The following is a 21,308-nucleotide window of genomic DNA, read 5'->3' as shown; positions in this document are numbered from 1 at the left end:
GGAGAAAAACATCATGAAAACCAGACAAATTACAGTTACTGCAATTATGCTTGCAATCTGTATTGCAAGTCAGTTCTTTAAAAATTTAAGTGTATACATAACAGGACCAGTTATCAATGCAGCATTAATCTTAACTGTATTGTATGCGGGACTGGCATGCGGAATTATTTTAAGTATTATTACACCGGTTACTGCATTCTTTATTACCGGAAGCCCGGTAATGGCAGCCATTCCGGCAATGTTTCCATGCATTATGGCAGGAAATGCCATTCTGGTGCTTTGTGTAGCGTTGCTTAAGGGTAAGCTTGGTAGTAAAGCAGGATTCCCGGTTTCTATTGTAATCGGTTCTATCTTAAAAGGATTATTTATGGGAGTTGTAATTTCCCTGATTATTTTACCAAATATGCTTCCGGAGAAAATGGCACCAATGTTAAAGGTATTGCAGCTTCAGTTCTCATTTACCCAGGTAGTTACCGCACTGATTGGTGGAGTGTATGCATTTATTATTGCGGCAGCATTAAGAAAGACTTCATTAGGCAAGCAGGATTAGTAGAATAAGAACAGAATAAAAATAGAATCCCCTGAAGCAGGCGGTTGATGATAACCATAACCTGTTTCAGGGGATTTTTGGTTATGCGATAATTGGAAAAACTTGCAAAGCGTGTTTCTCGTAGTTGCCGGGTACCCGTAAAAAGCTGCCGGCAGCTATTGGTGCGGGTTTTGTAGATTGAAATTCTGCCCCAAAAAGCTGGGTGAGATAAATTTCTCATATTTTGAAACGGATGTAGACTGCACAGAATCTATCGTTTTCCTTATAGTGTTTTTATAATACGAAGAAAGGAAGGATAGATTTATGAAAATGAAACGTGCTTTAAAATGCATTGGTGCAGTGGCACTGGCAGCATCCCTGATGATGGTTCCATCCATGATTCCGGTGCAGGCATCAAATGGACCATGCATGGAAGGAGAGTTTGCATTTGCCAATATTCAATTGAATGATACGGTTGTATTTTCCACCAATGAGAAAAATACAGTGGACGGAGCGTCTTATGACCAGGCAAGCAATACGCTGACCTTAACCAATTATGACCATCCGGATGTTGCACTTTATACCAACATGATGGGAGACGATTTTAAATTGAATCTGGTAGGCAGTAATAAGCTGCAGAATCTTGGAATCTGGCATGGCGGCTGGGGCGGCTCCCTGACAATCTGCGGTTCCGGAAGCCTTACCGTCAATGAAAACAGAAAGAACCCGGATGGTATTGAATTATTTGCAGAAGGCGGCAAGTCGCTGCTGACGGTTTCCGGGGACAGTACAGTAACGGTATATCGTGGAACTGACGGATGTCCGTTTGGTTCATCCTGGAATTATATGTCATCACCGATTGTGGCAAAGGGACAGGTTAATGACATGAAGATGCAGGCAGAGCATCCTTTTGAAATGATTCAGGTATATGGTGGTTATTTTGGAACTGATATCAGTCCGGTCCAGAGTGATGTGTATACAAAAACCGGAGAAGAAGGCCGGTTTGTTATAACAGAAGTAACCGATATGTCCGGAAATAAGACCTACCGGATTGAAAAATTGCAGGAATGCACTACGCTGGGTGCAGAGGTAGCAATAACTGTAGAAGATAAGCTTACGGATATTTCGGCATATACAGCAAATGGAGAGATAGCAGCTTATTATTCCACTACGATGGCAAGTGGAGGAAGTGATGCCTGTCTGGTAAAGAAACAGGATACGGGAGACACCTTTATTTATAGAGGAACCTATTATGAGGCTGGTAATTCTTACCGGATTCTTTGTCCGATTCTTATGAGTTATACGGATTATAATACACAGGAAACCAGATATCTTATGGACGCAGCACATCCGGTTATGAAAGAGCTTGTAGAAAACATGGCGCTTGCGGAAGATACCTTACCGGCTGGTTATGAATTTGAAGGAAAAGAAGTAGAGAATGTTTACAATGTATATTCCGGGGCGGATGTGATTTCCTTTACACCGAAGCAGGTTGTAGTGAATGGCGTAGTGGATGTAACAGATGGAGATACCGCTATTTCCGACAATGGATTCCGGCAGATATTGGCAGAGAATCAGACAAAGGACATTGTTATCAAATCCAATGATGAGCTTTCCTTTACCTTTGGAAAAGGAACCATGTCAGCCGTTGATAATGTTTCCAGCTATGATTTTGGAGTAAAGATTGTAAAAGATTACAGTGAGCTGGGCACACTTCCAAGTGCAGTAAATAAGAATATTTTCATTGAACAGATTAAGTATAATTATTCCGGTCAGCTTCCGGCAGAAGCACAGATTCGTATTTTTGTGGGAACCCGGTATGCCGGAAAGACATTATATTACAGCCGGTTATTTGACAATGGAACGATTTTAAATATTGATGTGGGAGTAGTAGATTCAGAAGGATATCTGACCGTAAAACAGAATCATTGCTCTACTTATCTTATTACCACAGAAAAGCTGGCAGATACGGCTGCCACAGGAAATGGTGGTACAACATCCGGAAATGGCGGTACAACTTCCGAAAGTGACAGTACAGCTTCCGGTGGTGCGGCTGGAACAGCAGCAAATGCATCAACAACAGCAAATAGCCAGCCAACCGTAAAGACATCCGGTAAACCAAAGACAGGTGATAATTCTGCAATTGCAGTTTGTATGACATTGATTGCAGCAGGTTGTGGAGGAATGTTTGTTTTCAGAAGAAAGAAAGCAACTGAAAATGAATAATCAGAAATAAAAAAGAATAATCAGAATGGAATAAACAGAACAGAATAATTAGAACAACCAGAACAGAAAGGACAGGCACGGATAAAGAGCCTGTCCTTTCTGCTGCCAAAAGAATTGTACAATCATCTTATTTGCCGTATAATAAAAAATAATATAGTAGAAAGAAGCGATAATATGCGCATACAACTTGCAGCTACCATTCGTAAATATGATAAGAAAAATTTTCCAAAGGATATTCTGGCCGGTATTATTATTATGGCAGTTTCCATTCCGATAGCTATGGGCTATGCACAGATTGCAGGACTTCCGGCAGTCTATGGTCTGTATGGTTCCATTTTCCCAATTCTGATATTTGCACTGTGTTCGACTTCACCACAGTTTATTTTTGGCGTAGATGCGGCACCGGCAGCCTTAATCGGTTCGGCACTGGTGGGACTTGGTATTGAGAGTGGAAGCAGTGAAGCAATTGCAGCAGTGCCGGTACTTACTTTCTTTGTGGCAGTCTGGTTATTGGCGTTTTATTTTATGAAAGCAGGAAAACTGGTGAACTATATTTCGGCACCGGTTATGGGTGGATTTATTACCGGAATCTGCACCACGATTATTCTGATGCAGGTACCAAAGTTAATGGGCGGTACCGCCGGCGTTGGAGAACTCATTGAGCTGGTGGAGCATATCGGGCAGACGAAGGTGAATCTGCCATCACTGATTTTAGGCGGCATTTCCCTTCTGATACTTCTTGTATCAAAGAAAGTAATGCCGAAATTTCCAATGGCAGTGCTTTTAATGGCAGCAGGAGCAGCAATGACAAAATTTTTTCCGGTGAGGGAATGGGGAATCCAGACGCTGTCTGCAGTAGAACCGGGACTTCCACAGTTTGTGATTCCGGATATCCGCATGCTTCCGATGAAAGAGGTAGTAACTATCAGCCTTTCGGTGGCAGTGGTCATTATGGCAGAAACGCTTCTGGCAGAAAATAATTTCGCACAGAAGAATGGATATCGAATGAATGATAATCAGGAAATTTTTGCATTCTCCATGGGAAATTTCCTGGCAGCATTTACAGGCTGCTGTCCTATTAATGGCTCTGTTTCAAGAACTGCAATGGGAGAACAGTATCAGAGTAAGACACAGCTGACCGGAATCATAGCCGGTTTATCCATGCTGGTATTGCTGCTTTGCGGAACCGGATTTATCGGCTATCTTCCGATTCCGATGCTGACGGCAATTGTAATTTCTGCATTACTTGGGGCAACGGAATTTGAGCTTGCTGCAAGATTGTTGAAGGTCAGCCGTACAGAATTCTTCATTTTCTTAGGCGCATTCTTTGGTGTGCTGATGCTTGGAACCATCAATGGCGTTTTGATTGGCATTATACTTTCCTTTACTGAGATGATTATCCGTACTGCCAAGCCATCAAGATGTTTTCTTGGAATCCAGCCGGGACATCGCCATTTCCGGGATTTAAAAGAAAGTCATCAGATACATGCGATAGAAGGCGTTCTGATATACCGGTTCAGCAGTAATCTCTTTTTTGCTAATGTGCAGATGTTAAAGCGGGACATTGAAGACAATATAAAAGAGGATACGAAGGCAGTCATTTTAGATGCCAGTGCTATCGGCTCCATGGACATTACAGCGGCGGATCAGTTGGAAATGCTGTATCAGGGTCTTAAGAAACGTGGTATCTGTTTTTATATTACAGAACATATTGCAGATTTGAATGAACAGATGCGAAAGCTTGGTCTGGGACACATCATAGAAGAGGGCAGCGCAAGAAGAACAATACATATTGCTTTAAAGGATATGGGTTATGAACGTCCTTATCCGCTGGAGGGCGGTGTAGACAATAAACAGCGCAGTGCCTCAAGAAAGAGGGCGGATAACCGGGTGCAGGAATTTGTCTGGGCATTTGGTTCGGAAACTGAAGATGCTATAGAGCGGCAGATTGTGGCACAGATAGAACAGCTGAAAAAGACAGGAGATGTGGAAAAGCTGTTACATGGAAGCTGGTCCCATATGGAAGAACTGGACGAAGATGAGTGGCTGGAGCATTTAGAGGAGCATTTGAAAGAGATTGTTAATATTTCCGGTAAAGATGAAAGAACGCTGGCTATGCGGTTAGAGGAACATCGACGGGAAGTACATGAGCGTATTGCAAAGGAACATCCGGAACTGGCAGAGCGCTTTAAAGAACGCCGGCATGCGTTAGACGAACATCTGAAGGAACGGAGACCGGAGGTTTATGCACTGGTAGAGGACTTAAGGGAAAAACGGACTTCAGGAAAGATTTAATTAGGCAGAGACATCTTGCTTTTTCGACAAAATTTGCAGGAACCAGTCTGATAATCTGAAACAGATTGGAAGGTATTATGCGGGATGAAAAAGGAAAAGCAGGAAAAAAGGTTTTTTACGGTATTGATTGTATGTATTGTGGTTATGGCTTTGATATTTGGCTGGATGTCAAAAGACCTTGGGGGTTCAAATCAATACATTGATAAGAACAGTAAACAGAGTTTATCTGAACTGATGGAACAGATGGAGCGTGCTTACCGGAACCGTCTGGAGATTACTTATGAACAGATAGATTCTATTGAAAAATATATGTTCGGGGATGGGGAAAGGGAAGCAGAACTGAAAGATTACCAGAACTATTTTGACTCTATGGAAAGTAATATGGTGCGGGATATTGTCTTTGTCAATGATGAAGGTGAATATCTGTGCATGCGTGGACTGAATGGCAGAATACAGATGCAGGATGGATTGTCAGAATTATTTGGTGAGAATAAAGGAATTGCCCAGTACTGTACCTGGAAGGATGGAGAGGAAATCTTTATAATTGCAAAATCAGTAGATTCTTTTTTGGTCAATGGGGAAGAATATGAAGCAATTGCATTTCTATTCCGGCCACAGATTATTAACGATCTTTTTGTAACGTCTGCTTATAACGGACAGGCTAATATCTATGTCATGGATGAAAACGGAGAAGTGGCATATGCAAGCATTAATAATGAGCCGGGCGAAGTAACCATAAATTATAATCTGTTTGATAGTTACCATGAACAAAAGATTATGAATAAGAAAGATTATGAAAAAGTGAAGTCGGACTATGCAGAACGCAGCTCCGGGTGTATAACCCTGGAACGTGAAAATGAGTCCGACTATTTTTCGTATCGTGCATTAAAAGGAACACAGTATATGATAGCCTGTGAAGTGGACAGTACGATTGTGCAGAATGTACTGGCAGATTATCAGATTATGATGCTGCATATCTGGCTGACAGTGACCTGCATTATCATTGCAATGTTAGCAGCACTGGGTATCAGTATTCTATGGATTTATAATGAAAAGAATAAGGTAGCTTACGCGAGACGAAATGCAATGCAGCAGGCAGAAGCAGCAGAGAAGCTGGAAGAAGTCAATAATGCATTGGAAGAGACGGTGCTGTTTGCAAATACGGCAAAAGCAGAGGCAGAGCGTGCCAATGAAGCGAAAAGTGTATTTTTATCCAATATGAGCCATGATATGCGGACTCCTTTAAATGCGGTTATGGGACTGGCTACACTGATTTCAAGAGATGCTGAAAATTCGGATTGTGTCCGGGAATATGCAAGAAAACTGACTTATTCAGGGGAACATCTGCTTGGACTCATTAATGATGTCCTTGATATGTCGAAGATTGAGGCCGGTAAAACGGTCCTTAATATTATGAACACGAATATTGCTGAACTGGTGGAAGAACTGGATATGATTATCCGTTCACAGACCAGAGAGAAGGGGCAGGAATTCATGATTCATGTACATCGGATAGAAACAGAAGAAGTGGAAGCAGATAAATTACGTCTGAAGCAGATACTGCTGAACATTTTATCCAATGCAGTAAAATATACCCCAAAGGGCGGTAAGATAGTATTTGATATTACAGAAGTACCAAAGAAAAAGGGAAACTTTGCACAGTATCAGTTCCGGATCAGTGATAATGGACAGGGGATGGGTGAAGAGTATCTTAAGAATCTTTTTGACCCATTCAGCCGGGAAGTGCAAAGCACTGTTAATCCGGTTTCCGGAACGGGTCTTGGAATGCCAATTGCCAAGAGCCTGGTGGAGTTAATGGGTGGAAGCATTCATGTGAAGAGTAAGCTTGGAAAAGGAACTGCTTTTGAGGTGATTTTGAATTTCCGGAAAATAAAGTACCAGGAGAAGGTTAACTGGTGGAAACTGCAGAAGATAAGCCAGGTACTGGTGGTTGATGATGAGAGTGAATCAGGAAGATATATTATGGATACGCTGCATCCGTTTGGGATTGATGTGCAGACAGCAGATTCCGGCAAAATGGCGGTTCATATGGCAGAACAGGCTGTGGAAGCCGGAAAAACAAAGACCTGGGATGTTGTAATTATAGACTGGAAGATGCCGGGAATGGATGGTGTTACTACAGCAGAAAAATTGCATCAGATTCTGGGAGAGAAAACAGTATTACTGCTTTTTGCCTATGATTGTAAGGAGATAGAAGAAGCAGCGGGTTATGCTGGAATTCAAAGTATTTTAAGCAAGCCGTTTTTTGTGACAAATTTTAAACGGTGCATCGAACAGGCAAGAAAAGAGCAGCAATTGCAGGGGAAAGGACAAGCAACAGAAAAAGAGAAAATGACATTAAAAGGAATGCGTTTTCTGATAGCAGATGATAATGATTTAAATGCAGAAATATTGGAAGAACTGTTAAAAATGGAAGGTGCAGACTGTGACCGGGCAGTAAATGGCAAGGAAGCAGTAGAAATGTTTGCAAGAGCGGAGGAAGGACGATATAATATTATTTTAATGGACATTAAGATGCCTGTTATGAATGGCTATGATGCAACGAAAGAAATCCGGAGACTTAAGAAGAAGGAAGCAGCGAAAATACCGATTTTTGCCATGACTGCCAATGCCTTTGCGGAAGATATCCGGACCTGTATGGAAGCAGGGATGGATGCACACATTGCCAAACCGGTGGATCTGGATTTATTAGAAGAAAACATCCGGATTTATATGCAGGCAAAAGCATAACAAAAGAAGAAGGGAACAGAAGAATGGGTATTTTTAAGAAACGTCTGACTGTAAATGAAGCAATCAATGCAGCGCATACTTCGGAAAATGCAATTATAATTGACTGCCGGGCAAAGGAAGATTACCAGAAAGGACATGTGGCAGGAACAAAGAATATTCCGCTGGACAAGATAACGGAAGACCGTATTTTGCGGAGATTCCCGGATAAGGAAAAATCTTTTTATATTATAGGAAGTTATAGCTGCCGGTCCGAAAAGGCGGTAAAAGCATTTAAGAAATTAGGCTATAAGAATGCCATTTTCGGCGGTTATATGGAGGAACACCACGGAATTCTGGTGAAGTAAGCTTAATGATTAAAATTGTATAAAGTCTATAAAGAATAAGAAAAATGCAGAAAATGTTTGTGAAAAAACAGGAAATTTCTGCATTTTTTTAATGTCAAAATATACAAATTTACGCAAGTGTACAAATTGCATAAAAAAACAACCAAAAAACTGGCAAAAATTGCAGAAGAATATGGAATATTTACACGAAAAAACGGCAAATGGTCAGACCTATTTTCACGGGAAGAAAACGGTTGCGTTTGCATTTTTTTCTTGTTAGAATTTTAACGATTTAAAAATGCCTTAGAGCAGCAGAAGGAAGTGAGACAGATGGATGCTCTGGTAAATAGCCTGATGGAAGAATTGAACTGTGAAACGGTATTTACAATTCCGATTTTCGGAGGCATTCCCATTTATGAATCCGTAGTAGTAACCTGGATTATCATGGCAGTAGTTATTGTGCTGTGCATACTCCTGACCAGGAACTTAAGTGTGGAACATCCGGGACGCAGACAGATTATTCTGGAAACGGCTGTAAACGGGTTGAATAACTTCTTCCGGGATACCATAGGCGAAAATGGAAAGCAGTATATTCCTTATCTTATGACGGTGGCAATCTATATTGGAATTGCCAACTTAATCGGTCTGCTGGGATTTAAACCACCGACCAAGGATATGAATGTTACTGTGGCATTGTCCCTGATGAGTATCATATTGATTGAGATGGCGGGTATCCGCAGGAAAGGAACGAAGGGCTGGCTTAAGAGTTTTGCAGAGCCGATGCCGGTAGTACTTCCAATCAATATTCTGGAGGTCTTTATCAAACCATTGTCGCTGTGTATGCGACTTTTTGGAAATGTATTAGGTTCATTTGTCATTATGGAATTGCTGAAAATGGTAGTACCGGCAATTCTGCCAGCAGTATTTAGCTGTTATTTTGACATTTTTGACGGATTGATTCAGGCATATGTATTCGTATTTCTGACCGCATTGTTCGTCAAAGAAGCAACCGAATAGGGAAGAAAAAACAAAAAGAGAAACAAAAAAGTAGAAAAGAAAAGGAGTGCATATTATGTCATCAACATTATTAGTAGCAATCGGAGCAGGTATCGCAGTATTAACAGGTATTGGAGCAGGACTTGGAATTGGAAAAGCAACATCATCCGCAGTAGATGCAATTGCAAGACAGCCGGAAGCAGAGAGCAAAATCAGCAAATCACTTCTTCTTGGATGTGCATTGGCAGAGGCAACTGCTATTTACGGATTCGTTATCGCATTGTTAATCATCCTCTTCTTAAAATAATAAAGAAAGATTATAGAAAGGCAGGTACGGGAAATGCTTAGCATTAATTTTTGGAATATCTTATGGACCGTTGTAAATCTGCTGGTATTATATGTAGTCTTTCGTAAATTTCTTTATCAGAGAGTCATGAATGTGATTGAGGCAAGAGAAGAAATGGTAAAGAAGCAGTTCGACGATGCAAAGAAAAGCGAAGAAGATGCCAGAAAATTAAAGGCAGATTATGAAGAACACTTATCGGATGCAAGAACGGAGGCAGACCAGATTATTATTGATGCCAGAGCAAGAGCAGAAGAAGAGCATGCACGCTCGGTAGAGAAGACCCGGGAAGAGACTGAGCATATGTTAGAAAAAGCCAAGGAAGATATTGCAAACGAGCAGGAAAAGGCACAGCAGGCAGCTCAGGCTGAGATTGCCAGACTGGCAGTCATCGCTGCACGGAAAATTATGAAAACAGGTGATGCTCATGACACAGGAAGCAGTAAATAACGCAAAGGTATTGTATCGGCTGGGTGCCACAAGACAGGAGGCAGATGAACTCCGGGAGCTTTATGAGCTTACACCGGAACTGCTTAAGGTTCTCACAAGTCCGGTGATTTCCATACATAAGAAGGATGCCGTGATAGAGAAAATTTATCAGGATGCCGGATTATCCAAGGTGCTTGTGAACTATACCAGGATGATGTGCAGACTGGGTTTTATCGGAGAAATGGAGGATATACTGGATGCATTTTATCTCTATTGGGACAGACAGAATCATATCCTGCGTGCAGAACTGACCTGTGCAGGCACACCACAGCCGGAAGAAGAAGCAGAGGCAAGAAAGATTCTTGCAGAGAAATATCCCGACTGTGAGATTGTTCTGACAGAAAAGGAAGATGAGAATCTCTTAGGCGGATACATCATTAAGGTTCATCATAAAGAATATGACAGAAGCTATGAAGGCCGCTTACGTCAGTTGGAAAGAAAATTAACAGGGAGGTGAAGCCTGTGGGCGCAATTAGTGCTGCAGACATAATCTCGATTATCCAGAGCGAGATAGAAGAATTTGACTGGGATGAATCCAGTCGTGAGACCGGTTCCGTAATCTGGGTTGGTGATGGAATTGCAACCATTTACGGAATTGACCATGCAATGTATGGTGAAATTGTTGTATTTGATAACGGTGTCAAAGGAATGGTACAGGATATCAGACAGAATGAAATCGGTGTTATTTTATTCGGCCGTGATACCGGAATCAAAGAAGGAACCAAAGTGGTTCGTACCAGGAAAAAAGCCGGAATCCCGGTAGGGGAAGGCTTTGTTGGAAGAATTATCAATGCATTAGGTGAGCCGATTGATGGAAAGGGCGAGATTAAGGAAGATGATTATCGTCCAATCGAAGAGGAAGCACCGGGCATTGTAGAACGTAAATCAGTAAATACACCAATGGAAACAGGAATCTTGTCCATTGACTCCATGTTCCCAATTGGTAGAGGACAGCGAGAGTTAATTATCGGAGACCGTCAGACCGGAAAGACCTCCATTGCAACAGATACCATCATTAACCAGAAAGGCAAAGGAGTAATCTGTATCTATGTTGCCATCGGACAGAAGGCGTCCAGTGTAGCAAAAATCGTATCTACACTGACCAGGCATGATGCAATGGATTATTCCATTGTGGTTTCCTCAACTGCAAGTGATCCTGCATCCATGCAGTACATCGCACCATATGCAGGAACTGCAATGGCAGAATACTTTATGCATCAGGGAAAAGATGTGTTAATCGTATATGATGATTTATCCAAACATGCGGTAGCATATCGTGCAATCTCTCTGCTGTTAGAGCGTTCTCCGGGACGTGAAGCTTATCCTGGTGACGTATTCTACTTACATTCCAGATTGTTAGAGCGTTCCAGTCGTTTAAGTGATGAATTGGGCGGAGGTTCCATTACCGCACTGCCAATCATTGAGACACAGGCAGGAGACGTATCCGCATATATTCCGACCAACGTCATTTCCATTACAGACGGACAGATTTTCTTAGAGAGTAACCTTTTCTTCTCAGGTATGCGTCCGGCAGTCAACGTTGGTTTGTCCGTATCCCGTGTCGGTGGTGCTGCACAGACCAAGGCAATGAAGAAGGCATCCGGAAGTATCCGTATCGACCTGGCACAGTATCGTGAGATGGAAGTATTTACCCAGTTTGCATCGGATCTTGATGATATGACCAAGGCACAGTTACAGCATGGAAAAGCATTGATGGAGCTTTTAAAACAGCCACTCTGCCATCCGCTTTCCCTGCATGAACAGGTAGAGACACTGTGTATGGCAAACCATGGTGTATTTGATAAAGTAGAAACAAAGAATGTAAAACAGTATCAGAATGAGATTCTTGAATATATGGATTTGAAGCATCCGGAAATCGGCAGGGAAATTGAAGAAACCAAAGTGCTTTCCGATGAACTGACCGATAAGATTGTTGCGGCTGCAAAAGAATTCGAAGACAGTAGAAATCAATAGGAATGAGCAGGTGTTGTTATGGCAAATGCAAAGGAAATTCAGGATCGGATGAAGAGTATCAATGATACATTGAAGATTACCAATGCAATGTATATGATTTCTTCTTCGAAGCTGAAGAAATCAAAGAAAATGCTTTCTGACACAGAACCTTATTTCTTTACCCTGCAGTCGGAAATGAGCAGAATCTTAAGACATCTTCCGGATATAGAGGACATTTATTTTAAGACCAACGAAGAGAAAAAGCCGGAAGAACGGATGGTAGGTTATATTGTTATTACGGCAGATAAGGGTCTGGCAGGCTCCTATAACCATAATGTATTAAAGCTTGCAGAGGAGCATTTGAAAGCACATAAAAATAACAAACTGTTTGTATTAGGTGAGTTAGGCCGTCACTATTTTGAACAGCGTGGAATTGAGATTGATAAGCAGTTCCACTATACCGTACAGAATCCGACATTGAACCGTGCAAGAAATATTGCAGAGGAACTTCTGGAACTGTACCGGAAAGAAGAGTTAGACGAAGTCTATATCATCTATACCAGCATGGTCAATGCGATTCAGGAGGAGACACAGATCAGACAGCTGCTCCCACTGAAGAAAGCAAGTTTTAACGTGAAACTGCCTGCAGATATTCCGATGGAGGAACTGGCATTGAAACCATCTCCGGAGGCAGTGATGGATCGAATTGTACCGGATTATGTAGTTGGTTTCATCTATGGAGCGTTAGTTGAGTCTTATTCCTGCGAGCAGAACGCAAGAATGATGGCAATGGAGGCAGCAACCAAAAGTGCCAAAGATATGCTCCATGAGCTGGATATTTTATATAATCGTGCAAGACAGGCAGCAATTACCCAGGAAATAACCGAGGTCATTGCAGGAGCGAAAGCTCAGAAACGGAAAAAGAGGCAGTGATAAGGAGGCTTTTTCATGAAGACAGGAAAAATCATACAGGTGTTAGGCCCGGTAGTGGATGTCTCATTTGAAGACGAAGAATTGCCGGCAATCAAAGACGCCCTTGAAGTGAAAAACGGCGATAAGAAGTGCATCATGGAAGTGGCACAGCATATCGGAAATCATATGGTACGTTGTATTATGTTAGCTTCCAGTGAGGGACTTTGCCGTGATATGGAAGTAACCGCTACAGGAAGCGGAATAAAAACTCCGGTCGGTGAGCAGACATTGGGAAGACTGTTCAACGTATTAGGAGAGGCAATCGATGGTGGCGAACCATTGAAGGATGCACCGGAATGGGTCATTCATCGTGAACCGCCGGCATTTGAAGACCAGAATCCGGCAGAAGAAATCTTAGAGACCGGAATTAAAGTTATCGACCTTTTAGCTCCATATGCAAAAGGTGGTAAGATTGGATTGTTTGGTGGAGCCGGAGTAGGTAAAACCGTATTGATCCAGGAGTTAATCAGTAATATTGCAACAGAGCATGGTGGATATTCTATTTTCACCGGTGTTGGAGAGCGTTCCCGTGAGGGTAATGACCTCTGGACAGAAATGAAGGAATCCGGTGTATTAGAGAAGACTGCCTTAGTGTTCGGTCAGATGAACGAGCCGCCTGGAGCACGTATGCGTGTGGCTGAGACCGGACTTACCATGGCAGAATATTTCCGTGATGAGAAACACCAGAATGTGCTTCTTTTCATTGACAATATTTTCCGTTTTACACAGGCAGGTTCTGAGGTATCTGCATTGTTAGGACGTATGCCTTCCGCAGTAGGATATCAGCCGACACTGGCAACTGAAATGGGTGAATTGCAGGAGCGTATTGCATCTACAAAGAACGGTTCTGTTACATCCGTTCAGGCAGTCTATGTACCGGCAGACGATTTAACTGACCCGGCACCGGCTACTACTTTCGCACATCTGGATGCGACCACCGTACTTTCCAGAAAGATTGTAGAGCAGGGTATTTATCCGGCAGTAGACCCGCTGGAATCTACATCCCGTATCTTAGAGGCAGACATCGTTGGAGAAGAACATTATCAGGTAGCCCGGAAAGTACAGGAGATTCTGCAGAAATACAAAGAGTTACAGGATATCATCGCAATTCTTGGTATGGAAGAGCTGGCAGATGAGGACAAGTTACTGGTATATCGTGCAAGAAAGATTCAGAAGTTCTTATCACAGCCGTTCCATGTAGCAGAGAACTTTACCGGCGTAAAGGGTGTTTACGTTCCATTATCTGAAACCATTCGAGGATTCAAGGCAATCATCGATGGTGATATGGATCAGTATCCGGAAAATGCATTTTTCAACGTAGGAACAGTAGAAGATGTCATCCGTAAAGCGGAAGAGATGGAACACCAGAATGCATAGCATATGCTGTGTAGGAATACGCCTGGTGACATCTTTCGAATAAAGAGGTGCAGATATGGCAGGAAATACATTTTATTTAAAAATAATTGCAGCGAACCGGGTATTCTATGCCGGCAGATGCCGTTCACTGATTGTTCCGGAATATGATGGACAGAAAGAGATTTTAGCACATCATGAGGATATGGTCATTGCCATAGATGAAGGTGAAATGCGTTTTCAGCCGGAAGGTACTGCAAATTGGGAATATGCAGTAGTTGGTATGGGTTTTGTGGAAATCGTCAACAACCGTGTGACACTTCTGGTAGAAACCGCAGAGCGTCCGGAGGAGATTGACGTTGCCCGTGCCAGAGAAGCAAAAGAACGTGCCGAGGAGCAGATGCGGCAGAAGCAGAGCATCCAGGAATACTATCATTCCAGAGCATCCTTATCCCGTGCCCTGACCCGACTGAAGGCAACCAGCAAGTACCAGTAAGCAACAGGAAAGTTGTGGTATGCTGTGATAGTGTTATAAATGAAGATATAATATAGATAGAACCGGAAATAGAATTAGAACTAGAAATAAGATTATAGCAGGAAACCCGCAGATTATCTGTTTGAAAACAGGTGGTCTGCGGGTTTCTTGAGCTGCCGGTGGCAGGGTCTATAGGTATTAAATATTTATGTAATATAAAGGTTATTTCATGAGTGCAGTAACATCCTCCAAAGGAAGATTACAAAGTTCTGCTATTTCCGTTGCATCAAATTTTCCGGTATTCAATAGACGAAGGGCAGTATCGCTAGAAGCCTGTTTCTGTCCCTGCTTAATGCCTTGTTTTAATCCCTGCTCAACACCGGCGTCAAATTCGGCTTTTCTCAGTTTTTTCTCTTCTTCAACTTTATCGTATTCAAAAATACTCATAGCAATTACCTCCGCCTGATTCTTCCTAAGAAAATCTGCCAGAATATTTTCTTGAATGCATTCGGTGACAGCCTTTTGTACGGCATCATCCAAAGGCATTTGTTCTGTAAAGGAACGAACCTTTGCGACATAAATGGAATATTCCTTTAATATCTGGCAATGGGACATTAATTCGGTGTTGTGTCCTGCGTTTACATTGAATGTAGTAACAATAAGTTCCAACGATGGATTGCCGGTTGCATGATAAAAAGCATCTGACAAACGGCTGGTATAGCAATCATCTATCGGTGTGCTTCCATTATAAAATACAATAAAATGGGGATTTGGAATTTTTTGTAGTGCAGAAGAATACAGGGATTTCTTATCCACAAGCTTCTGGTATTCCGCTGCAATGTAGAATAAATCCCGAAGCGGAATGTTTGGATTCATTGTGGACTGATGCTCGTATAGATAGAGATTCATGTCCAGAATAAAAGCCAGATCGTTCTTCATTCCCATGTAAATGGCATTTTCCAAAGTTGCAATTTCAAGTGCACCGGAATCCGTGTAATGACTGTTATTAACTGCGTTATAAAGTGAGAGTAACGCTTCCTTATCCGAAAAAAGCATCCGGAAAACAGTGTCCTTAAATTTGCGGTTCGCCACCGGTGCGCGTTTCGTTGTTTCATTTGCTTCATGTGCTTTTCCTGTCATAGGCAAGTCCTCCTTGTGTGTGGCAGAAGGATAAGCAGCAATAGAAAATAAATATCATATCCAGAGGCAAAAAATTACCTGCTATCGAATAATGGCAGTTATTTCCATACTGTATCGCTCCTGCTTTTTAGTTAAATAGTGAATCAAAAGCATAGATAGATACAGAAATGCTGGGTCCTAAACAGAACCGGATTTGAACTATAGAAAGTGCCATATAGATTGTATAATATATGCTTTTTCACATTTTAACATAGGAAGAGAGCAGGAGCAAGACGAAAAAATATGAAAAAAGTATTAGAAGTATAAAATCCGGTACAAGCGCAATGATGAAAAAGCCAGAAAATAAAGGAACTTACAGCATTTTTGATAAAAAAAACGTGTCGTTGAATCTATTATGGTACTTTGTTAAAATAATATTAAACAGTTAGTGCTAAATGTAATTTAAGCGAAAGGCAAAAAAGAAAATGAAAGAAAAAATGGTATATCAGTCAATAGCGGATTTAAAGGAACTGAGAAAAATTTTGGGTTTAACAAAAGAAGTTGTAGCAGACAATATTGGATATAGTGTAAGAACTTTGGAACGAATAGAAGAAGAAAATATAGTTTCGACAGAAAGTATTGCAAAGAAGTTATGCCAGTTATATCAATTAAATTTTGAAGAGCATTTTTATAGGACTGATAAAAAAATTGACGATAAAGTAAAAGAACTTGAGATGCAGTTAGGAAAAAGACCTGAAAATCTTATTTACAAGGAGAATGAGTATTATTATTTATATGTCAGGAAAGTAGGATTGCTTGGAGAGTGTATCGTAGGGAGAGTAACATGTATAGCAAATTATAATCGTAATAAAGAAAGAAGAAAATTAGAAAAAGTTAGTCCGGAAAGAGTATTATATAAGGAACCACATATTAATATTATAAATACTGGCGATGAGTGGAAATATTGGCGCTTTAGTTTGAAAATTGGAAAAACATATAAGGTATTAGTTTCTAAAAAGTGTATGAAAGAGTGTTTGAATTGGTGTTTAAAGGAATATATTGTCAGACGAGATGAACTTATGATTGTGGATGGAATATCGGATTTGATATTTTTAACTTAATAGAAAAAATAATGAGGTGAAACAGATGAGCATAATGGAGGTATTAACATTACTGTTAGTTGTTTTTGAAGTGCTATCATATATAGATGGACATTATTATAAGAAATAACGATTTATCATTAGCAAAAAGGAAGGGCATCTGAAAAATTCAGACCCCTTCCTTTTTATCCCTATCCACAGTATACTTCAATTGCTTTAGCAACGAAGCCAGCCGTACCTTTTCCGGCGGCATAATCGATGTTTTCGGTGAATTCGCCGCCGGAAGCATACAGGGAACCAAGTCCGCTTAAAATCGTATTGGTACATTGGTAAAAATGCTCGGAAATGTAATCCTGTAGGTGTTTTACCAGCTTCTGGACTTCCGGAGCATTTGCCGGTTTTTCTTTTAAGCTGCCGAATTCTACAAAGATAAGCATCAGATTTTTATAGGCATCCTGTTCTTTTCCCAAAGAAGTGGAAGAATGCTTCTTTTCGTATTCTTTATAGGCATCTGTCTGTTCCCACTGTTTCTTTGCACGCTCGGCATATTCATCCATTTTGGTTGTATCAAATACAGTAAAATCCATTTGTTTCACTCCTGACAATTTTATTTTTCGAGCAAAAGAAATCAGATTCTTAAGATGCTCCTGTTTCATGGTCAACAGCTCAATCTGCTGCTCCAATGCTTTGGCTCGGTCAAAATCAGGGGCGTCGAGAATGCGTCTGATTTCTTTTAAAGGAAATTCCAATTCTTTGAACAGTAAAATCTGTTCCAACCGTTCTATTGCTGTATCGTCATACAACCGGTAGCCGGATTGGCTATAGGAATCTGGTTTTAAGAGCCCTATGGAATCATAATATTGCAGGGTGCGTATACTCACGCCTGTCAGTTTACTTACTTCATTTACTGTCATCATGGAAAGTTCCTCCTCTCGATAAACATAGTCTAAGCTGTTACGTAACGTAGGAGTCAAGCAAAAAAGAAAATTTTATACAAAAAATTATTCCGCTTCTATTTCCGCCTTGATTTCATCTTCGGTTGCCGCCATTGCCTGTAAAGTCATGGTAAGCAGTTTCTCTAAATCCCAGCCAAGCTGAGCGGCACCGCGCTCGATGACTTCGCGGGAACATCCGGCAGCAAAGCCTTTGCTCTTATATTTCTTCTTTAAGGATTTTAATTCCATATCTTTCGTGCTCTTGGATGGACGCATCAGTGCGGCGGCCCAGATAAGACCGGTTAATTCGTCTGCGGCAAATAAAACCTTTTCCATTTCGTGAAGCGGTTCCACATCAATGGTTGTGCCACATTCTACGGTAATGCCGTAGCCGTGGGAGCAGACCGCATGAATAATGTCATCCGAAACGCCGCCATCCTTTAACAATTCCGGAGCCTTAAGACAATGCTCGGCAGGATATAATTCGAAGTCGATATCGTGAAGCAGTCCCACGATACCCCAGTATTCGGCATCCTCGCCATAGCCTAATTCATTGGCATACCATTTCATAACCGCTTCAACCGTAAGCGCATGCTGGATATGAAATGGGTCTTTGTTGTATTTTTTCAGTAATGCAAAAGCATCATTTCTTGCAATGTGTTCCATTTTTTCGACCTTCTTTCTTTTGGCAGTTCAGTAAAAATATACACCGGATAAAATAAATGTGCAAATTAAATTTGTGTGGAAAAAGGGCATTTTTTGCATATAGCATCATTATCCAAAGAACTGCTACAGGGATTGTTAAGAGGAAAGCTTGGTTTCAACGGAATGATTACTACAGATGCCACCAATATGGTAGACCCGTTTTGCTATCAGAGACAGACAAGAACCATATAAAAGTACAGGGATAAGAGGAAAAAGATGAAAGCCTTGAAATTATACTGGATCGATATGAAGGAAAGGCACCTTGAAGAGAACCAAAAAGAAATCCTTTTACTGGTACAAAAAAGTAATCGAAAGTAACGGAGAAATTCTAAGATAAACGGCTGTTATTATCTTAAAAAATATTGCATATTTACGAAAAAATAGGAAAAAAAGTAAAAAAAACCCCTTGTTCTATCGGAAAACCTGTTTTATAATAGAGGGAAAAATGAACAGGCATACGGAGGAAGAAGTAGAAATGAGCAAGAAACTGATTATCGTAACATCACCGCCAGCTTGCGGGAAAACATATATTTCAAAAGAACTGGCAAAGAGATTAAATCATATTGTATATCTGGATAAGGATACTTTAATTACATTATCCAAACAGATTTTTGTAGTGGCTGGACAGCCATATAATAGAAGCAGTGATTTCTTTGAGAAGAACATTCGTGATTATGAATATGAATGTGTTGTAAATCTGGCACTGGAGGCATTGGAGTATGAAGATCTGGTTCTTATCAATGCACCATTTACAAGAGAAATCCGTGATATGGAATATATCAAAGGTCTGAAAGCCCAGCTGGCAAAGAAAGATGCTACATTAGTAACAATCTGGGTACAGACAGATCCGGAAATCGTTCATGAGAGAATGATTACCAGAGCATCTGACCGTGATGATTGGAAGTTAGAGCACTGGGATGAATATATTGCATCCTGTAACTTTGAGATTCCGGAAGATCTGCATGATCCGAATGTAAAAGATGATTTACTGATTTTCAATAACAACAATGATGAAGAGTTTGAAAAGTCCATGAAAGAGATTACTGGAATCTTAAATGAGACTATCAATCAGGACTAATTACATAGTTTAAAAGTGATCCCCCGGCAAAATGCTTCTTATGGGAAGAGAAGTATTTTGCCCGGGGATTTTTTACTTTACAGGAAATTGCTTTCCTGTAAAGTAAAAAACGCTCCGCGAGGATGCACACTGCGGCGCATAAGGTAGATGTCGCAGGCGCGAGAATGTGCCAAGGCACATTCTTTTTTGTAACAGAATGTGGAGAACTTTTTGTATTTGTGCTATGATATGAATATGTGGAGCATATATGGAATGGATATTCGTCTGTTAAAAAAACATCCGGAATATAAAGAACAAATAAAATTGCTTCCCACACGTTGGGAGAAGGTAAATAAAATAAAAAAAGAAGAGGACAGACTGCGGAGTCTTGCTGCAGGCATCCTGCTTTCCTATGGGCTACGGGAAAATGGCATAGATTTAGATGCCTGTCAGCTTATAACGGGAACCCATGGTAAGCCGCAGGTGGCAGGTTGTGAGGGACTGCATTTTAATCTGTCTCACACAGGAAACTATGCAGTGGCGGTATTTTCTGATGCACCGGTTGGAATTGACATCGAACACCGGAGAGCATTAAAGCAGACGCTTTTGGACAAGTGCTTCACAAAGGACGAGCAGGCATGGATACAGAGCCAGCCGGATAAAGAAATGGCATTTGTACGCCTCTGGACAGCCAAGGAAAGCTATGTAAAATGGAGTGGCGAAGGAATTACCTTTCCCTTAAAGAGCATTGCAGTTCACCGGAGGGAGAATGGCATCGCATCTTATCCGAAGAAAGATGGCATCTCATTTTACCGGGAAGGCATCCAGCAGCCGGTAAGCTTCGCAGAGCATGATGAGATACCGGATTACCACATCTGCGTGTGCACGGAGTCTGAGAAAGAAAATGCGGCAGAAATTATATGGCTACAAGAGGACAGCTTCTCATGAGCAATGTCAGCGCATGATTCACATTTGCTGTCTGCTAATTATGGGGCGGGGGAAGTGACAGAAAGGCAGAAGAAGGATGAAAAAATATAACACTGTTATCTTTGACTTGGATGGAACCTTATTAAACACATTAAAGGATTTGACTGATGCAACCAATTATGCATTGGAAAAATATGGGCAGCCACAGCACAGTATAGAGGATGTCCGGAAATTTGTCGGAAATGGCATCCGCAAGCTGATTGAGCGTGCGTTAGAGGGCGGAGAGGAAAATCCGGAATTTGAGCATGTATTTGCAGCTTTTAAAGAATATTATGGTGAGCATTGTAATGATACCACCTGTCTTTATCCGGGCGTGGAAGAAATAATTACTTCCTTAAAGGGACAGGGCTATCGCCTTGCAATTGTTTCAAATAAAGCGGATTTTGCAGTAAAGGAATTACAGCAGATTTATTTTAAAGGAAAGATTGAAGTTGCCATTGGAGAAAAAGATGGCATTCGTAAGAAACCCGCACCTGACACTGTTATGCAGGCGTTAAAGGAGCTTGGAAGTAGCAGTGAAGAAGCGGTCTATGTAGGCGATTCTGATGTGGACATTGCAACAGCAGCAAATTCCGGTATGCCATGCATCAGTGTGACCTGGGGATTCCGGGATGTTCCATTTTTAAAGGAGCATGGAGCAACACATCTGGCAGCTAGTGCTGAAGAATTGTATGCAATTTTAGATGAATTCAATGCGTAA

At 41.2% G+C, this 21,308-nt stretch carries 21 protein-coding genes and 1 pseudogene; 19 read left to right on the top strand and 3 right to left on the bottom strand.

The window, feature by feature from the left end:
- Positions 1 to 13: 13 nt before the first annotated feature.
- The 13 genes from DWX65_RS10305 to atpC all read left to right on the top strand — a co-directional run bounded on the left by DWX65_RS10305 (position 14) and on the right by atpC (position 14,726).
- The gene (locus DWX65_RS10305; protein ID WP_118173400.1) at positions 14 to 550 is read left to right on the top strand and encodes an ECF transporter S component; all 537 of its coding nucleotides are present in this window, start codon (positions 14 to 16) and stop codon (positions 548 to 550) included.
- Between the two features lie 303 nt (positions 551 to 853).
- Positions 854 to 2,755 carry an NPXTG-anchored protein gene (locus tag DWX65_RS10300; RefSeq protein WP_118173399.1) on the top strand — a complete coding sequence of 634 codons (1,902 nt, stop codon included), beginning with the start codon at positions 854 to 856 and terminating at the stop codon, positions 2,753 to 2,755.
- A gap of 174 nt (positions 2,756 to 2,929) precedes the next feature.
- Entirely contained in the window at positions 2,930 to 5,050 is a 2,121-nt protein-coding gene (locus DWX65_RS10295; protein WP_117698230.1) for a SulP family inorganic anion transporter, read from the top strand.
- Between the two features lie 84 nt (positions 5,051 to 5,134).
- Positions 5,135 to 7,801, top strand: a complete 2,667-nt coding sequence (locus tag DWX65_RS10290; RefSeq protein ID WP_118173398.1) for a hybrid sensor histidine kinase/response regulator — start codon at positions 5,135 to 5,137, stop codon at positions 7,799 to 7,801.
- Positions 7,802 to 7,824: 23 nt separating this feature from the next.
- Entirely contained in the window at positions 7,825 to 8,145 is a 321-nt protein-coding gene (locus DWX65_RS10285; protein WP_117841552.1) for a rhodanese-like domain-containing protein, read from the top strand.
- Between the two features lie 309 nt (positions 8,146 to 8,454).
- On the top strand, positions 8,455 to 9,141 hold the full coding sequence (locus tag DWX65_RS10280; protein ID WP_022243516.1) for a F0F1 ATP synthase subunit A: 687 nt from the start codon (positions 8,455 to 8,457) through the stop codon (positions 9,139 to 9,141).
- A 55-nt stretch (positions 9,142 to 9,196) separates the two neighbouring features.
- The gene (gene atpE, locus DWX65_RS10275; protein WP_012743658.1) at positions 9,197 to 9,427 is read left to right on the top strand and encodes an ATP synthase F0 subunit C; all 231 of its coding nucleotides are present in this window, start codon (positions 9,197 to 9,199) and stop codon (positions 9,425 to 9,427) included.
- A 33-nt stretch (positions 9,428 to 9,460) separates the two neighbouring features.
- The gene (gene atpF, locus DWX65_RS10270; protein ID WP_117947196.1) at positions 9,461 to 9,913 is read left to right on the top strand and encodes a F0F1 ATP synthase subunit B; all 453 of its coding nucleotides are present in this window, start codon (positions 9,461 to 9,463) and stop codon (positions 9,911 to 9,913) included.
- Complete coding sequence (gene atpH, locus DWX65_RS10265; protein ID WP_158564731.1) at positions 9,891 to 10,409, top strand: ATP synthase F1 subunit delta; 519 nt, start codon at positions 9,891 to 9,893, stop codon at positions 10,407 to 10,409. The genes atpF and atpH overlap by 23 nt, the downstream gene beginning before the upstream one ends.
- On the top strand, positions 10,406 to 11,926 hold the full coding sequence (gene atpA / locus DWX65_RS10260) for a F0F1 ATP synthase subunit alpha (RefSeq protein WP_442969677.1): 1,521 nt from the start codon (positions 10,406 to 10,408) through the stop codon (positions 11,924 to 11,926). The genes atpH and atpA overlap by 4 nt, the downstream gene beginning before the upstream one ends.
- An 18-nt stretch (positions 11,927 to 11,944) precedes the next feature.
- A complete protein-coding gene (atpG, locus tag DWX65_RS10255) occupies positions 11,945 to 12,838 on the top strand; it encodes an ATP synthase F1 subunit gamma (protein ID WP_022243512.1) in 894 nt (297 codons plus the stop codon).
- A 15-nt stretch (positions 12,839 to 12,853) separates the two neighbouring features.
- Entirely contained in the window at positions 12,854 to 14,254 is a 1,401-nt protein-coding gene (gene atpD, locus DWX65_RS10250) for a F0F1 ATP synthase subunit beta (RefSeq protein WP_117947193.1), read from the top strand.
- A gap of 55 nt (positions 14,255 to 14,309) precedes the next feature.
- The gene (gene atpC, locus DWX65_RS10245) at positions 14,310 to 14,726 is read left to right on the top strand and encodes an ATP synthase F1 subunit epsilon (RefSeq protein WP_117699298.1); all 417 of its coding nucleotides are present in this window, start codon (positions 14,310 to 14,312) and stop codon (positions 14,724 to 14,726) included.
- 201 nt (positions 14,727 to 14,927) lie between these two features.
- On the opposite strand, the gene DWX65_RS10240 is transcribed toward atpC, so the two are convergent.
- Positions 14,928 to 15,845, bottom strand: a complete 918-nt coding sequence (locus tag DWX65_RS10240) for a hypothetical protein (protein WP_118173397.1) — start codon at positions 15,843 to 15,845, stop codon at positions 14,928 to 14,930.
- 464 nt (positions 15,846 to 16,309) lie between these two features.
- On the opposite strand from DWX65_RS10240, the gene DWX65_RS10235 reads away from it, so the two are divergent.
- A complete protein-coding gene (locus DWX65_RS10235; protein ID WP_118173396.1) occupies positions 16,310 to 16,945 on the top strand; it encodes a helix-turn-helix transcriptional regulator in 636 nt (211 codons plus the stop codon).
- Between the two features lie 170 nt (positions 16,946 to 17,115).
- Here the strand turns inward: DWX65_RS10235 and DWX65_RS10230 are convergent, their stop codons facing one another.
- A complete protein-coding gene (locus DWX65_RS10230; protein WP_118173395.1) occupies positions 17,116 to 17,841 on the bottom strand; it encodes a MerR family transcriptional regulator in 726 nt (241 codons plus the stop codon).
- Between the two features lie 84 nt (positions 17,842 to 17,925).
- Entirely contained in the window at positions 17,926 to 18,525 is a 600-nt protein-coding gene (locus tag DWX65_RS10225; RefSeq protein ID WP_118173394.1) for an HD domain-containing protein, read from the bottom strand.
- 93 nt (positions 18,526 to 18,618) lie between these two features.
- Between DWX65_RS10225 and DWX65_RS10220 the strand changes: the two genes are divergently transcribed.
- From DWX65_RS10220 to DWX65_RS10205, 5 genes and pseudogenes are all read left to right on the top strand, one after another.
- Positions 18,619 to 18,756: a glycoside hydrolase family 3 N-terminal domain-containing protein gene (locus tag DWX65_RS10220; protein ID WP_242997859.1), complete on the top strand. Its 138-nt coding sequence runs from the start codon at positions 18,619 to 18,621 to the stop codon at positions 18,754 to 18,756.
- Positions 18,757 to 18,817: 61 nt separating this feature from the next.
- Positions 18,818 to 18,901: pseudogene (locus DWX65_RS15200) on the top strand (beta-glucosidase); the annotation flags it as partial.
- A 108-nt stretch (positions 18,902 to 19,009) separates the two neighbouring features.
- On the top strand, positions 19,010 to 19,642 hold the full coding sequence (locus tag DWX65_RS10215) for an AAA family ATPase (protein WP_242997854.1): 633 nt from the start codon (positions 19,010 to 19,012) through the stop codon (positions 19,640 to 19,642).
- 252 nt (positions 19,643 to 19,894) lie between these two features.
- Entirely contained in the window at positions 19,895 to 20,569 is a 675-nt protein-coding gene (locus tag DWX65_RS10210; RefSeq protein ID WP_158564730.1) for a 4'-phosphopantetheinyl transferase family protein, read from the top strand.
- 76 nt (positions 20,570 to 20,645) lie between these two features.
- Positions 20,646 to 21,308, top strand: coding sequence for an HAD family hydrolase (locus DWX65_RS10205; RefSeq protein ID WP_118087866.1), 663 nt, complete (start codon positions 20,646 to 20,648; stop codon positions 21,306 to 21,308).

Origin of the sequence: Roseburia sp. AF20-18LB (genome assembly GCF_003461185.1) — a bacterium.
Taxonomy (GTDB): Bacteria; Bacillota; Clostridia; order Lachnospirales; family Lachnospiraceae; genus Roseburia_C; species Roseburia_C amylophila.
The sequence above is the reverse complement of the archived record's forward strand: the minus strand, read 5'-3'. Positions and strand labels throughout refer to the sequence as shown.